Here is a 14836-nt window from a genome sequence, read left to right on the forward strand (position 1 = left end):
AAAAAACAATGTACCACTACAAAGCACTTATACAGGGCGTATACGATGGCGATACGGTAACCGCACAGGTAGACCTTGGTTTTTTACATTTTCAGGTAATGAAATTACGGCTCTACGGAATAGACACTCCAGAATTACGTGGCGAGGAACGTGAACGAGGCCTCGAAGTACGCGATATTGTTCGTGAAATGATTTTGGACAAAGAAGTTGAGATACACACCTACAAGGACAAACAGGGGAAATTTGGTCGCTATCTCGCAACTATTATGTTGGGCGATATCAATATTAACCAATGGCTTGTAGACAATGGCCACGCAGTGCCATACTTACCGTAAGTCAATCTTTTGGAAATCGGTTGTTTGTTCTATTGTGGTCTGGTTGAATTGCAGGGTCCATCCCATAGAGTTTGTGAGGATATAAATTTTCTGTAGTTCGGAAATCAACCTGTTTTCGGCATTTTCCCTTAACTGCGAAGCTTCAATCTTTGTTCGCAGCAGTTTTTCTACACGCTGCCTTATTATGTTATAATCCTTGGCCTCAAACTGGTTCAGGTAGTCTTGTGACACATCGTAATATTCAATATTCGGGTTTATCTTCAGCTCGGGTTCGGGAATGTTTTTTATGGTGACCGTTTTAGAGACTTCATCAATTTCAGTTTCAATCTTGCTTAAATCGTAAGAGATGGTCGCTTCAGCATTTACCACTATCAACGCTTTTTTATTGGCTTCCAAAAACCCGAAAAGTTTATCGGTATCCTTGTAACTGAAGACCTGCGCGTAATTGCCTTCGGTCACTATTAATTTTCCTACGTTTTTGAGCTGTTTTTGGATGAATGCAGTGCTTTCCACTAATTGTTCCCGCTGGTCTTTTTGGTGTTCGCAGTAACGGAGACCAAAGACTACAACAAGGGCGATTATAATTCCTAAGACAATGTTTCGCATTTTCACCAGAAAGATACGCTTTTTTGGGAATTACAATTCATATTTTACCACTAGCATAAGGATACGTGGCAAAACAAAATACTGCGATGTAGTGTTGAACTGCTCATTAAAACTATCCTGGTTGGTAAATTCTGTGTTCAATAAATTATCTGCCTGAAGCTTGAACTCCCACGGACTATCGCCTTTTTGGTAGTACAGGTTTGCGTTCACAAAAGAATAATCGTTCTCTACGGTATTGTTCGCATCGGTATAGTTATAATAATCCCACTCTGCACTCAAGGTGAAATGCTTCAGGAAATTTACATCCACGTTGGCAAAAGGTCTTTGGGTATAGAATGTTTGCTCTCTTCCTCCGTTATCGTATTGGTTTACAACTAAACGATACCCTACTTCAAAATTGGGCCATTCCCTGAAACTGCTACGTACGCTGGCACGATAATTTTGCGTAAAGCTCTCACTCTCCACGATCTGGTTGTTAATAAAGTTATTAAATATGCTGTACGCCCCATTAGCCTGAAGGGTAAACTGTAATTTCTTTATGCGTTTGCTGAATCTTCCAAAAGCCGAAACTACCTCATCTGGGAAGTTACTATCGATATTGAAAGGGTTGCTCACTTGGTTAATGGCAATGATCTCGGTATTGTTCTTAAAATTGTTGAGTGTTTTGGAGTAGCTTATATTTCCACTCACATTGGTATAGTTGAAGAGGTTGAAACTGAAATACGTTAACGTATACGTATGCGCCAAGGAGTTTTCCAAATTTCTATTACCACGGAACAAGCGGTTATAGTTGTTGAACACGAATGCCTCGGCATAGTCGTTCACATCGGTATATTGTGCCGAGAGCGCATAATTGAACCGAAGGCTCTCACTCTTCTTTATGTTCCATATTGCGTTGAAATCTGGAAGCACCATCCAGTCGTTCTGGGAGTTTTCGGTGCCTAATTGCTCATCTTTTAAGTTGTAATTGTGCAAGGTTGCGCCCGGGGTAAATATGAACTGCCCTGTTTTCAGCTTGTAATGTAGCCCTAGAAACACATCGGTAAAGGTATAATTCACATCGTTGGTCAAAGGGAGTGTTTCGCCATTGATTTCAGGTGTATTGGTGAAATTTAATCGGTTCCCGTTGTCCAATACCTGAAAAATAGAACTGTCGAACAATTGATTGCTATAGGTACTTCCCAAAGTAAAATTGAGATTACTGGTATTGTTCAAAACATAATAATAATCTACTTTGGCGTCCAGCTTGTTGGTTATAATATTTTTTTGCTGATTGGTATTGAATCTATTCTGTGTAGTATCTGCGGGAATGATTCCTGCGAACGGCAAAATATCGGTAATGGCGCTGTAGAAAGGGTCTTCGTCTTGATACAAATGCTGGATCTGGGCCGCAAAGATGTTCTTATCGTTCAACGTGTAATAGGCATTCACGTTTTGGTTTATGGCTACTGGGGTATTTTCCTTGTTCTCTTCAATATTGTTGTTCACGGGACCAAATTGCGAAAGGGTGTTGGCATCTTCAGTCTGCTTGTTTGTCTTTATAAGGGCATCGTAGTCTACTTGCAAGTCGGAATTCGGTTTATAAACACCGCTCAGTTTCAGCATTGCCAATTGGCTACGCTGATCGGTATTGCTGGAAGTGTTCTCGGTAGCTCCAGTAGAAATATACTGCCGGATACTATTGGTCACGATATTGGTACGGTTGTCCGAAAATATTCCAAAGCCGCTAACATCCAATGAGTTTGAAGCCTTCCAACTAAAATTTCCTGCCAAGAATTTTGTTTCAATCTCATTGGCACGGTTGTTCTGCGCCACGGCAAAGCTCAGGTCACTTTCTGAGACATTGAATCTAGTACCCCCGCCTTGGTTGAAATTCCGGAACCCTCCGGTAAAATTGAAATAATCCCGAAACGTAAACGGCACTTCTCCTATATTGTTGAAATCGGTTATGAAATTCAGGCTGTATTCTGGACTGTAGTAAAACAGTTTTGGGTGCGCCAGATACCCGAATTCGTCTTCGTTTATGGTACCACCTCCAGCAGCTACCTCTCCAAACCAAAAATTCTTTTTACCCTCTTTCAGTTTAATGTTAATGGCGACATTGTCCTGATCGTTCCCCAAACCGCGCATTTGGTTTACTTCGTTGTAGTTGCGGAGCACCTCTACTTTGTCCACAGCATCGGCTGGGATGTTCTTGGTAGCCAGTTTGGAGTCGCCATCAAAAAAATCTTTTCCCTCCACCATTACTTTTTGGACGGTCTTGCCCTCTACCTGTATCTCTCCGTCGTCGTTCACTTCGACCCCAGGTAGTTTTTTCATCACATCACCTAGTTTCCGTTCATCGCCGGTGGTAAAACTATCGGCATTGTACACGATGGTATCACCCTTTACGGTGACGGGCATCTCGTAGGTTATTTCAACACCATCCAGTTCATCGGCTAACGAATTCAGTATAAAATCGAGGGTTTTATCGTCATCATCTTCAGCAACAGCCACTGTTTTTTGTTGTGTTTGATAGCCTAGAAAACTCGCTTTTAGATCGTAGGTTTCCCCTTTGGGCAGATCCAGTTGGTACATTCCTTTCTCGTTTGAAATAGCGTAAGATTCTATCGCCCCGCTATTGGAAACGGTTGCTACCACATTGGCAAACTCTAGTGGGGTGTTGAGCGAATCCTTTATAACGCCGCGCACTTTAATGCTTTGGGCAGAAACCGAAATAGAACTTAATAGGACCAATGCCCAAAGTATATTTTTCATAGTTAGTTAGTGATTTGTTCTGTGAAGCTAAGTAGCTATAATAGGAAATTTGGATCTTAAAATCCTCTACGGCCTCCCCTACCGCGTCCACGGAAATTCTCGCGCATCTCTTCCATCTTTTCCTTAACGATTTTGTTGTACTCCTCTCGGGTTACCTCATCGCCTTTGTCCGGAGCCTCTATCTTTTCACCTGCTTTGGTGCTCAACACTATTTTGGAACATAAAATAGTAGTACGGTACATGTTCATTTCCAGAATGAGTCCCGGCAACCCAGCGTATTCTCCCGGGCCATTGCTTACCGGGATTTGCGGTGTAAACCAAGCGGTTACTTCAATTTCTTCAGGAATCTCGAAGTTATTCATAGGGTCTTCCTCTTTTTTTTCTTCCCCGTTTGCGGTTTCATTCGTATTGCCACCTCCTTCGTCCCCAACTTCAATTTTTTCTTCTTTCGCTTTTTCAGCATCGTCCTTTTTTCTGTCTTCCCTTCCTCTTCGTGGACGTGCAAAAGCCATATCGGCAGAGTCTATTTTTTTTATGGCGGTTGCTTTTACGGCGAGGTAGTTTCCTATCATTTTCTTCTCGTCGGTTACCTGCCACTCCAGGTTTGAAATGGTATCGTTAATGAGAAATTGCTTCCCAAAAAACTCCCGTTCTTCCAAGATCTGGTTTTTTTCGAGGTTCTTGTACTGTGCACCGGCCGAGAAACTGTTCATCATCATCCCGAACCCCCCTCCTGGACCGGACTCCAGTTTTTCTTCTTCCTTGTAGATGGACTCATTTTTGTTGAAAGTGAGGATATACGTTTTTTCCAGCATACTTTTCATACGCTCGGCAATCATCTTCTTCATTTGCTCGCTCATCTCCCTTCCTCCAAAATTATCCATATCTACAGTAGTTTTGGACTCGTAGTAGGCCTTACCACTGATGTTTTGGGCAAAAGAAAATGTTGAAAAAAGTACGACTAGTACAAGAGTATATAATTTCATAGCAACGGTTTTAATAGTTTCCAATTAGTAACAAGTTACCATTTTTGTTACAGTAATCTTGGACTATTTTACCAACAAAAGGTTTAACGACCAAATTACTGACCTCCTATTTTTATGCTAAAACTATTGCCATCTTTCTTCTTTCGACCGTCGCTCTTAAAGCGCTCCATCATTTCCTCGTTTTTCTTTTTTTGGATTTTCTCAAATGCTGCCTCACTTACCTTTTTGCCTTTCTTGGGAGCTTCTATGGTGATTTCCTCTGTTGGGTTCAATACAATTTTGGAACACAGTATGGTAAGGTCTCCATCTTCCACCTGCAATATCAACCCTGGCAACCCCCAATAATCACTAGGGCCGTGCTGCAAGGGAATATCCAAAGTGTACCAGGCGATAGTGGTTACAAGCTTTGTTACTTCTACCAAGCTATCGCTTTCTGAGGTCAGCTGCTGTTCTTTCACCTCCCTGCTCCGTGTAGCTTTAAAACAAGTATAGTTACCTATGTTCTTGGTTTCCTTCTCCAATATCCACTCAGGTTTTTGCAAGCTATCCTCAATTAAAAATTGCTTGCCCATAATCTCGGTCTGGTTGGTGAAGCTATTTTCAGAAATATTTCGGTACAAGATATCACTACCTCCAGATACTACGATACTTAGACCATTTGACGCTTTTGGTGCAGGTGCGTCCAGACCCTCCACTTCCTCATAGATAGACTCATTTTTGGTGAAGGTCAATGTAAACTCCTTTTGGAACTGTTTGCGCAACATGGCCGCCATTTGTTCCTGGATGGCATCGTCCATTCCTTCGCCGTCCATTTTTATGTCTACCTTTCGGTCGGTTTTATAGGTGGCTATTCCTTCAAATTTTTGTGCCAATGCAGTGCTTGTGAAACATATAAGCAACACAAGTACGTGTACTATTGTTTTCATAAGGTTGGTTTTTTTGGTTTGTTAAATGACGAAAATACAAAACCAATGTTTCAAAACGTTCTCGCAACATATACAAGTAACATTTTGTATCTTTCGGCACTATGCGGTTTTCACTATTATGCTTGCTATTTTTATGTGCGCCAGTTTTGGCACAGCCTGAAAAAATACCATTGCAGGCAGACACCTACATTGGCTCCGACGCCTACAAGAACCACTATTTTATCCACGAAATGGCCTTTTACAAAAAAGGCCCGGATGGCAGCTTTGTGTTTAAGGACTTTTCACTGGGACCTATCGAGAAGGTAGACCTCATAAACCCTTTAAAGATTATGCTGTTCTACCAACAAACCAATACGGTTGTTTTTGTGGACAATAGATTGAATGAGGTAGAACGTATAAATTTCAATACCCTTTCGGCATTTACCAATATTGGTGCCGCCGGCAATGCGGGTAACAATAGGGTGTGGCTCTTTAACCTGGACAACCAGCAACTGGAACTGTACGATTACCGGCTGGAACGAAAACTACAAACCTCCCTGCCCATAGCGGGTACCTTAATTGCCATGGCGAGCAATTTTAATTATTGCTACCTACTTTTTGAGGATACTTTGCTCACCTACAATGTGTACGGAAGTTTTCTTTCTGAAATTGAAGTAAAAAACGGTACTTCCATTACTGAAAATGATGAAGACGTGTGGCTGGTAAAAGAGAACATCATTTTTAGACTGGCCGAACCAGGATTGCACTCGCCTGAAAAACCTTCGGAATTAAAAAAAATAAACATTCCCGAAATTACCGTGAAACAGTTGCACCTTACACAGGATTTACTGTATATTTATGACGGAAAAATACTCCATATATTTACCCATAACCCACCAAAGAATTAAACCCATGCACGTTGCGATTGCAGGAAATATAGGCTCTGGAAAAACCACCCTTACCCGTTTACTCTCAAAACATTACAAGTGGAAAGCACATTATGAAGATGTTGAGGACAATCCCTATCTGGACGATTTCTACAACAGCATGGCACGGTGGAGCTTCAACCTGCAAATTTACTTTTTGAACAGTCGTTTCCGCCAGATTTTGGATATTAGGGAAAGTGGCAAAAAGGTAATACAGGACCGTACCATTTACGAGGACGCCTACATTTTTGCCCCAAACCTGCACGCCATGGGGCTTATGACCAATCGCGATTTTGAAAACTACAAGTCACTTTTCGATTTAATGGAAAGCGTTACCAAGGGTCCAGACCTCCTTATTTATTTGCGTAGCACCATCCCCAACTTGGTGAACCAGATCCACAAACGTGGTCGCGACTACGAGAACAGCATAAGCATAGACTACTTGAGCCGCCTGAACGAGCGCTACGAAGCCTGGGTTCATGAGTACGACAAGGGCAACTTACTTATTATAGATGTGGACAACCTCAATTTTGTGGACAACCCCGAGGACTTGGGTGCCGTGATCAACAAGATTGATGCAGAGTTGCACGGGTTGTTTTAAAAGATCCTAGTTCCTACCCGTCCTGGCAGTCGAGTGCAAATGATAAACACTTCAACAATCAATTGGGGTAGCCATATTTTTTTCTTTCGGAAACTTAACATTTCAGCAACACAGTTCCAGCCGTTTATTGTCGAATTTTGTACAAAGCAACACTATTAAATGGGCAAGCTCTACAACTCGAAATACTATCACCGTGACCTATCGTGGTTGCGTTTTAACCACCGCGTACTGCAGGAAGCTGCAGACAAGAAAAACCCATTGTACGAACGCATCAAGTTCTTGGCAATTTTCTCCTCCAATCTAGATGAATTTTTTAAGGTGCGGGTGAGCGATATCCGGCAGATAAAAAAGATTGAGAAACCACTACGGAAAAAGCTCATCACTAAGCCCAATAAGGTGTTGCGCGAGATTAAAAAACAGGTAGAGATTCAGCAAGAAGAATTTGGCGCTATCTTTAAGACTGAAATAATTCCCGAACTAAAAAAACACAATATACACCTCATAGGACACAAGGAATTTTCTACCAACCAGAAAGAAATTGCAAAGACCTACTACCAGGAAACACTGAAGCAGAAAACTGAAGTGAACACCTATAACACCTCAGAAGAAAATCAAGTGTTCGTTGAAAATGAAGCACTCTATCTCACCACCCAATTGAGCGACACCCAGTTTGCGGTAATCAACATCCCCGAGGACGAACCCCGTTTTTTTACCTTCCCAAAGCACAATGGCAAACATTACATCACGTTTATTGATGATATTTTAAAGTACAACCTGCGCCAAAACCCAAAAATGGAGCGTGATATCACCTTTTATAGCATTAAGAAATCAAGGGATGCAGAATTGTATATCGAGAATGAACTGTCCGGCAATCTTGCCGAAAAAATAAAGAACTCTTTGAGCAAGCGGGAAACGGGACAAGCCACTAGATTGCTGATAGACAAACGGATGCCAAAGGATTTTCAGGAAATTCTCAAGAGTGCACTGGATGTGTACAATGCAGATATTGTCAATGGCGGGACCTACCATAACTTCAAGGATTTTTTCGGGTTCCCAAATCCTACCGAGACCAAACTGAGCAACGAGAAATTAACCCCACTACCCCACCCTGTGCTGGCAGGTTGTGATTCTATTTTAAGAGAAATTGAAAAGAAAGACCAATTGTTACATTACCCCTACCAGTCTTTCGAGTCGCTCATTAAATTGCTGGAAGAAGCGGCAAAGGATCCCGAGGTAACCACCATTAAAATGACCATTTACCGTGCCGCAGCAGAATCTAGGTTGAACGACGCTATAGTCACAGCTGCAAAAAACGGTAAAAAGGTAGTGGTCTTTATTGAAGTAAAAGCACGTTTTGATGAACGGAACAACCTAAAGTGGGGAAAGATTTTTGAAGACAACGGAGCTACTGTTATATACAGTTTCCCGGATATTAAGATACACAGTAAAATACTGTACATAGAGAAGAAAACCGAAGACGGGAAAAAACGTTTCGGATACATTGCAACGGGCAACTTTAACGAAAAAACCGCTAAACTCTATACCGATTTTGGGCTAATGACAGCCGACAAAAAAATATGCAAGGACCTCAACAAGGTGTTTTTGGTATTACAACAAAAAATATTGGTCCCCAAGACCAAACGCCTGTTGGTTTCGCCATACACTACCCGCAGTGGCTTTACAGAATTGGTACAAACCGAAATGCAACTTGCCAGAGCTGGACAACCCGCCAATATCACCCTAAAGATGAACAGCCTCGAGGACAAGGCGATGATAAAATTACTCTACCGTGCCAGCAATGCTGGCGTGACCATTAGATTGTTGGTTCGGGGAATTTGCTCATTGGTACCAGGCGTAAAAGGACAAAGCGAGAACATTCACATTACCTCTATTTTAGACAGATTTTTGGAACATGGCCGTGTATATATCTTCGGGAACAATGGCGACCCAAAAATCTTTATAGGCTCTGCAGACTGGATGAAGCGCAACTTGAGCCACCGTATTGAAGTGGTAACCCCTATTCTTGATGAAGACCATAAAAAAACACTCTTGGATTTAATTGAACTACAATTGCAAGACAATGTAAAGGCAAGGATAATTGATGAGCAACAAAAAAACACTTACGTGAGCAACGACAGTGATAAATTACAAGCACAACTGGCTACATACGATTATTTTAAATAAACCCATGCTTCTTAGCGTGCTCCACAGCCTCTTTACTGCTTTCCACCAAAACAGCAGGGGTAGTCTTATAGTTTTCAAAAAGACCCTTAATGCGTAGGACTTTTTTTTTGTGCCTTACGCTGCGAATGTAAATAGCCAATATCCTGTTCGGAAAGTTTTCTGCTATTTCTATATAAATATCAGGGTCATGTTCGCCGCCATCGCCAATCAAAATAAATTTTTTATCGGGATACCTATTCAATATGTTAATGATCTCAGTTTGTTTCTGGGGCTTTTCAGCTTTTTCCCTTCCGCGCATAGCACTAATGGTACGCAATAAAATGGGACCCTTGGGAAAATTGTTCTTCCGAAGAAAAAGTTCTAAATACCTATACAAGTTCCAAGGGCTGTGACTCACATAAAAAACGGGATTGGCCTCCTTTCCGTTCTTTCCACGATGTAAGAGGTGGTAAAATTCTGCTGCACCCTCTAAGGGGCTTCTACTTTCAGCGTGCTTGAAAAGTGTGTTGAATATGAGCCGCCATTTTAATGTTGAAGTAACTCCCGTGTGAAGGATAGTGTCGTCTATATCGCTTATTACGCCAAAGCTGCTGTTTGCTGAAGGTATCAATAGTTCCCCTTGGAATCGGTTATCGTTTTGAAATATCCTTCCCGGGAATTTTTCCTCGAAAGCCATCTCATAAGAGAGCCACCCTTCTTCATTGGCCATTTTGTCCAGTTCTGAAATATCCTCAGCAATCTTAAAGTATCCGGCAGCATCGGTTTCAGTATACAATACGGTGTTATCGGGCAGGGTGATGCGAAGTTTTGTGTTTGGGATTTCGTCTGTCTCAAAACGTTTCCAGGTATTTTTCAGTAAAGAGAAAAAACCTCTTTTGGATAGATCTATGTTTTCGTCCTCTAGCGCCCTTCCCCGGCCATAAAAGTGATTATTGGTACCATAACTCTGAAAGGGTATAATTTGTAACGGGTCTTTTTTAAACAGTGCCATATAGGTTTTAATTAAAAATGCCACCCTTCTGGCCACAACCACATAAGCAGCAGTCCTGCTATAATAGACAGCCCGAAGGACAAGGCTATCCATTTTGCCAATTGTTTTGTACCAAGGACACCTGCCATGATACCCTTAAAAACCAAATTTGAAAGCGATGCAAGTAAAATCAATCGCCAACCGCTACTGGTTTCCAGACCACCGTTCCTCATATGTTGTGAGAGGGAAAGTGTTATAGCATCTACATCGGTAAGGCCACTAATTACAGCAACGGCGTAGAGAGCTTGGTTGCCAAATTCCTGTTTTGTAAACGCAACGGCCAAGAGTATAAGCCCATATAGTAGCCCAAATATCAAGGCACTCTTAAACTGTGCTGGGTTTTTTGGTTCGGGCATTTCATCATCTTCTGAAGTGTCTTTGTTGATGAGGTAGAACAATCCTACACACAATGCAGCCATGAAAACAAATTCCACGGCGAGCGGTAAAATTAATTGTGGGAGTTTTTCAGGGATTACTATACCTATTTCTACTATTATCCTTACCAAGGCAATGGTTGAGGCCACCGTAATAACAAAGGCAGCCATTTTGTTTATTTTTTTTGAATTTGCGGTTTTACGCGCATAACTCACTGTAGTAGCGGTACTACTTATAAATCCACCCAGTACGCCATTGGAGATTATACCCACTTTTTTACCCACAAATTTGTATATAAAATATCCTACTACACTTATACCAACAATAAGGGTTACCATTAACCAGATGTTTCTTGGGTTGAGGACGTCTAAGGGACCGTACGTTTGGTTGGGCAGAATTGGTAATATAATCAAGGAAATTCCCGCAAAGGTCATTATGGCAGCGAGATCTTTTTCTTTTAAATTTTCAATGAAGTTGTGTAGATGTTCTTTTACATACAGCAACACTGCCATGGTACCCCCTACTATAACACCAATAATTTGACTGCCCAGAACCAAATAGGCTCCTATAGCAAATACGAGCAGGACTGCTACCTCGGTAGTTTGGCCCACATCTGCTTCAGAAAATTTTTTGAGCTTGATGATATTGGCAACTACCAAAAGTGCTGTTAATGAAATTCCTATGGCGGGAAGGATATACGGATTGTCAAAGTCGCGCGTTAAAAACCCCGAAACCACCCCTAACACAGCAATGAGGGTGAAAGTGCGCACACCGGCCATTTTATTGTCGGTTCTTTCCCGTTGCAGTCCAATGAGCAAACCCAGCCCAAAAGCTATTCCTAGAGTTATGAGGTCGTCGTAATTCATTATATTATGAAATTACTAAATTCCATAAAAAAACCCCGCCGCACGGGCAGGGTTTAGTAGTTATTTAACTTAAATTGAAACTTTATTGAAACTTTTCGTTTCAACAAAGCAAGCAGATTGTCACCCTTTGTTCTCCTCCACTTTAACTTTCTTTATCACTTTAGCTCCACCTTCAACTTTTACCTCGGTATCTTTTAACTCTTCAATCTGTTCCATCACCTCTTCTTCGGTACCTGTAAAGGTTTTCTTTTCAATAGTGGTTTCACCGTTTTTGGTGGTTTCAATGGTTACTTCGGCAGTGGTCACATCTCCTTCAGTATTCATAGTTACCATTACTTCTTTGGAGATTTCGGTTCTATCGGCTTTTTCAACTTGCTCCACTTGCTTATCAGTGAGGATAGTTTTGTTTCCATCTTCATCTATAAACACCATTTCTTCGGTAGTTGCACCATCTGTATCGTGATCGGCTCCATGGCCACCCAATATTGGAGCGATTACCAAACCTACCAAACACGTTAATTTAATCAAGATGTTCATAGAGGGTCCTGAGGTATCCTTGAATGGGTCACCCACGGTATCTCCTGTTACGGCTGCTTTATGGGCGTCACTTCCTTTGTAGGTCATTTCGCCATTGATCATCACCCCTGCTTCAAAACTCTTCTTGGCGTTGTCCCAAGCACCTCCAGCGTTATTCTGGAAAATCGCCCACATTACACCGCTCACACACACTCCTGCCATATAGCCTCCCAAGGGTTCCGCACCAAACAAAAGACCTATAACAATAGGAGTAATAATGGTTAACAATCCGGGTAAAATCATTTCCTTTAATGCTGCCTTGGTTGAAATATCTACACATTTGGCATATTCTGGCGTACCTGTTCCTTCCATAATACCAGGTATTTCTCGGAACTGGCGGCGTACTTCCTGTACCATTTCCATCGCAGCTTTACCCACACTCTTCATAGCCATTGCTGAAAATACTACGGGAATCATCCCTCCTACGAACAACATTGCCAAAACATCGGCACGGAAAATATTAATACCATCGATACCTGTAAACGTTACATAGGCTGCAAATAATGCCAAGGCCGTCAATGCCGCTGAAGCAATCGCAAAACCTTTTCCTACGGCAGCGGTCGTGTTACCAACGGAATCTAAAATATCGGTTCTTTCTCGTACGTGTGGTTCCAATTCGCTCATTTCGGCTACACCCCCTGCATTATCTGCAATAGGACCAAAGGCATCGATAGCCAATTGCATAGCGGTGGTTGCCATCATTGCTGAAGCTGCCAATGCAACCCCATAAAATCCAGCCAACTCGTACGACCCATAAATAGCCGCTGCAAACAATATTACCGATGCAAACGTAGAATACATCCCTACCGAAAGTCCCGCAATAATATTAGTTGCTGCACCTGTTGAAGAATTTTCAACAATATCCATCACTGGTTTTTTACCCAGAGAGGTGTAATAGGCCGTTACCATAGAGATCAACGCTCCTACGGCCAAGCCGATACAAGCAGACCAAAACACGTTAATAGCCGCAACTTCTTTCACACCTTCACCAAAAAACTTCATTGCCATAGTCTCAGGCAGCATCCACTCTATTAAAAAGTAACTTGCGATGAGGGTAATGATAATAGCTGCCCAGTTTCCACGGTCTAGAGCCGCCTGTACTTTGCTTTCCTTTGCATCGTTGTTCTTAATACTCACTAAAAAGGTCCCGATAATTGAAGCCAAGACTCCTACCCCTGCAATAACAAGCGGTAACAAAATTGGTCCCATATTGTTGAACGCATCGGTAAATGCACCGCCATTAGCAACTGCAATATCTCGTATAACGTAGTTTCCGAGCACCATAGCGGCTAACACTGTTGCTACATACGAGCCAAAAAGATCGGCTCCCATTCCGGCAACATCACCAACGTTATCACCTACGTTATCTGCAATGGTTGCAGGGTTACGGGGATCGTCCTCTGGGATACCAGCTTCTACTTTACCCACGAGGTCTGCTCCTACATCGGCAGCTTTGGTATAGATACCACCGCCCACACGAGCAAAAAGTGCAATAGATTCTGCTCCCAAAGAGAAACCGGCCAAGGCCTCTAAGACAACGGTCATATTATCGTAAAAAGAACCATCGTTGCCCATAAATTGCCCCAAGAAGAATAAGAAGATCAAGCTAAGTCCCAATACTGCGAGCCCGGCAACGCCAAGCCCCATTACGGTACCACCACCAAAAGAAACCTTTAGCGCTTGTGGTAACGATGTTTTGGCTGCTTCTGCGGTACGTGCGTTGGCCTCTGTTGCAATACGCATCCCTATATTTCCTGCCAGGGCCGAAAAGATGGCTCCTACTATAAATGCTGGAACAATCATCCAACTAGTAGATTCTACCAAGGTAGAAACCAAGAACAACAGTCCTGAAGCGATGATAGCAAAAATTACCAACAAGCGATATTCTGCCGAAAGGAATGCCAAAGCCCCTTCCTTAATACTTTTTGAAATAGATTGCATGCGCTCGCTCCCTGCGCTCTGCTTCTTTACCCAGCTCATTTTCACGAGCATAAACAAAAGGCCTAGAACGGCCAGTGCAATAGGTACATAAATAATATTTTCTTCCATTTTATAAGGTTTGGTTTAAGTGGGTGCTAAAGTAACAAAAAGGGGCAAAACAAAAAAGCAATAACCGAAGGGGTTATTGCTCAAATATTTATAGGGTAAAATCGTCTTATCGAATGCTCACTTCCTGTACGGGAACATCACTCGCCCTAAAGCGGTCCACACATTTTGCAACGATATCCTTTGCCTCGTTTACATCTCCCCAGCCACCAACATCTACTTTCTTTTCTTCCAGATCTTTATATACCTGAAAGAAATGCTCTATCTCTTTAATGAGGTGTTCGTTCAGTTCATTTAAGTCGTTCACTCGGTTGGCAATGGGGTCGCTTACCGGCACACAGATCACTTTTTCGTCCGGCCCCTTCTCGTCTGCCATGTGGAACACACCAATGGGCTTCACCTCTATCACACATCCGGGAAACGTAGGCTCGGTCACCAACACCAACACATCCAGGGGGTCACCGTCCAGCGCAAGGGTCTCTGGCACAAAACCATAGTCTGCGGGATACATCATAGAAGAAAATATCATACGGTCGTAACGTATTTTCTTCAGGTCGAAATCATACTCGTATTTGTTTCGGCTTCCCTTTGGGATTTCAATCAATACGTCAAAGGTAGTTACTTTATCTGCTGTCATAATTGT

The 14836-nt window shown here is 42.3% G+C and carries 12 protein-coding genes; 4 read left to right on the forward strand and 8 right to left on the reverse strand.

Annotated features, from left to right (window positions below; translation table 11 throughout):
* The first annotated feature begins 8 nt into the window (after positions 1-8).
* Positions 9-335, forward strand: a complete 327-nt coding sequence (locus C8D94_RS13730) for a thermonuclease family protein (protein ID WP_115124541.1) — start codon at positions 9-11, stop codon at positions 333-335.
* Here the strand turns inward: C8D94_RS13730 and C8D94_RS13735 are convergent.
* From C8D94_RS13735 to C8D94_RS13750, 4 genes are all read right to left on the reverse strand, one after another.
* Positions 327-941 (reverse strand): DUF4230 domain-containing protein, encoded by a 615-nt coding sequence (locus tag C8D94_RS13735; RefSeq protein ID WP_115124542.1) that lies wholly within the window; start codon positions 939-941, stop codon positions 327-329. The genes C8D94_RS13730 and C8D94_RS13735 overlap by 9 nt on opposite strands.
* 30 nt (positions 942-971) lie before the next feature.
* Positions 972-3698 carry a carboxypeptidase regulatory-like domain-containing protein gene (locus C8D94_RS13740; RefSeq protein ID WP_115124543.1) on the reverse strand — a complete coding sequence of 909 codons (2727 nt, stop codon included), beginning with the start codon at positions 3696-3698 and terminating at the stop codon, positions 972-974.
* A gap of 56 nt (positions 3699-3754) precedes the next feature.
* Positions 3755-4684, reverse strand: a complete 930-nt coding sequence (locus tag C8D94_RS13745) for a GLPGLI family protein (RefSeq protein WP_115124592.1) — start codon at positions 4682-4684, stop codon at positions 3755-3757.
* Between the two features lie 95 nt (positions 4685-4779).
* Positions 4780-5610 carry a GLPGLI family protein gene (locus C8D94_RS13750; RefSeq protein ID WP_115124544.1) on the reverse strand — a complete coding sequence of 277 codons (831 nt, stop codon included), beginning with the start codon at positions 5608-5610 and terminating at the stop codon, positions 4780-4782.
* 101 nt (positions 5611-5711) lie between these two features.
* Between C8D94_RS13750 and C8D94_RS13755 the strand changes: the two genes are divergently transcribed.
* From C8D94_RS13755 to ppk1, 3 genes are all read left to right on the forward strand, one after another.
* On the forward strand, positions 5712-6497 hold the full coding sequence (locus tag C8D94_RS13755) for a hypothetical protein (RefSeq protein ID WP_147278562.1): 786 nt from the start codon (positions 5712-5714) through the stop codon (positions 6495-6497).
* A gap of 4 nt (positions 6498-6501) precedes the next feature.
* Positions 6502-7116 carry a deoxynucleoside kinase gene (locus C8D94_RS13760; protein WP_115124546.1) on the forward strand — a complete coding sequence of 205 codons (615 nt, stop codon included), beginning with the start codon at positions 6502-6504 and terminating at the stop codon, positions 7114-7116.
* Between the two features lie 159 nt (positions 7117-7275).
* Positions 7276-9300 (forward strand): polyphosphate kinase 1, encoded by a 2025-nt coding sequence (ppk1, locus tag C8D94_RS13765; RefSeq protein ID WP_115124547.1) that lies wholly within the window; start codon positions 7276-7278, stop codon positions 9298-9300.
* Here ppk1 and C8D94_RS13770 read toward each other — a convergent pair.
* The 4 genes from C8D94_RS13770 to C8D94_RS13785 all read right to left on the reverse strand — a co-directional run bounded on the left by C8D94_RS13770 (position 9293) and on the right by C8D94_RS13785 (position 14830).
* Complete coding sequence (locus tag C8D94_RS13770; protein ID WP_115124548.1) at positions 9293-10291, reverse strand: App1 family protein; 999 nt, start codon at positions 10289-10291, stop codon at positions 9293-9295. The two genes, ppk1 and C8D94_RS13770, sit on opposite strands and share 8 nt — an antisense overlap.
* Positions 10292-10302: 11 nt before the next feature.
* Positions 10303-11571 (reverse strand): MgtC/SapB family protein, encoded by a 1269-nt coding sequence (locus tag C8D94_RS13775; protein WP_115124549.1) that lies wholly within the window; start codon positions 11569-11571, stop codon positions 10303-10305.
* A gap of 120 nt (positions 11572-11691) precedes the next feature.
* Positions 11692-14196, reverse strand: coding sequence for a sodium-translocating pyrophosphatase (locus C8D94_RS13780; RefSeq protein ID WP_115124550.1), 2505 nt, complete (start codon positions 14194-14196; stop codon positions 11692-11694).
* A 106-nt stretch (positions 14197-14302) separates the two neighbouring features.
* Positions 14303-14830 carry an inorganic diphosphatase gene (locus C8D94_RS13785; RefSeq protein WP_115124551.1) on the reverse strand — a complete coding sequence of 176 codons (528 nt, stop codon included), beginning with the start codon at positions 14828-14830 and terminating at the stop codon, positions 14303-14305.
* Between the last annotated feature and the right edge of the window lie 6 nt (positions 14831-14836).

Origin of the sequence: Marinirhabdus gelatinilytica (assembly GCF_003353425.1) — a bacterium.
GTDB classification, from domain to species: Bacteria; Bacteroidota; Bacteroidia; order Flavobacteriales; family Flavobacteriaceae; genus Marinirhabdus; species Marinirhabdus gelatinilytica.

Excerpts from the sequence above, each read along its gene's own strand:
- C8D94_RS13770 (WP_115124548.1), bottom strand. The coding sequence starts at position 10,291 with ATGGCACTGTTTAAAAAAGACCCGTTACAAATTATACCCTTTCAGAGT.
- C8D94_RS13760 (WP_115124546.1), top strand. The coding sequence starts at position 6,502 with ATGCACGTTGCGATTGCAGGAAATATAGGCTCTGGAAAAACCACCCTT.
- C8D94_RS13740 (WP_115124543.1), bottom strand. The coding sequence starts at position 3,698 with ATGAAAAATATACTTTGGGCATTGGTCCTATTAAGTTCTATTTCGGTT.
- C8D94_RS13745 (WP_115124592.1), bottom strand. The coding sequence starts at position 4,684 with ATGAAATTATATACTCTTGTACTAGTCGTACTTTTTTCAACATTTTCT.
- C8D94_RS13735 (WP_115124542.1), bottom strand. The coding sequence starts at position 941 with ATGCGAAACATTGTCTTAGGAATTATAATCGCCCTTGTTGTAGTCTTT.
- C8D94_RS13785 (WP_115124551.1), bottom strand. The coding sequence starts at position 14,830 with ATGACAGCAGATAAAGTAACTACCTTTGACGTATTGATTGAAATCCCA.
- C8D94_RS13775 (WP_115124549.1), bottom strand. The coding sequence starts at position 11,571 with ATGAATTACGACGACCTCATAACTCTAGGAATAGCTTTTGGGCTGGGT.
- C8D94_RS13780 (WP_115124550.1), bottom strand. The coding sequence starts at position 14,196 with ATGGAAGAAAATATTATTTATGTACCTATTGCACTGGCCGTTCTAGGC.
- ppk1 (WP_115124547.1), top strand. The coding sequence starts at position 7,276 with ATGGGCAAGCTCTACAACTCGAAATACTATCACCGTGACCTATCGTGG.
- C8D94_RS13755 (WP_147278562.1), top strand. The coding sequence starts at position 5,712 with ATGCGGTTTTCACTATTATGCTTGCTATTTTTATGTGCGCCAGTTTTG.
- C8D94_RS13750 (WP_115124544.1), bottom strand. The coding sequence starts at position 5,610 with ATGAAAACAATAGTACACGTACTTGTGTTGCTTATATGTTTCACAAGC.
- C8D94_RS13730 (WP_115124541.1), top strand. The coding sequence starts at position 9 with ATGTACCACTACAAAGCACTTATACAGGGCGTATACGATGGCGATACG.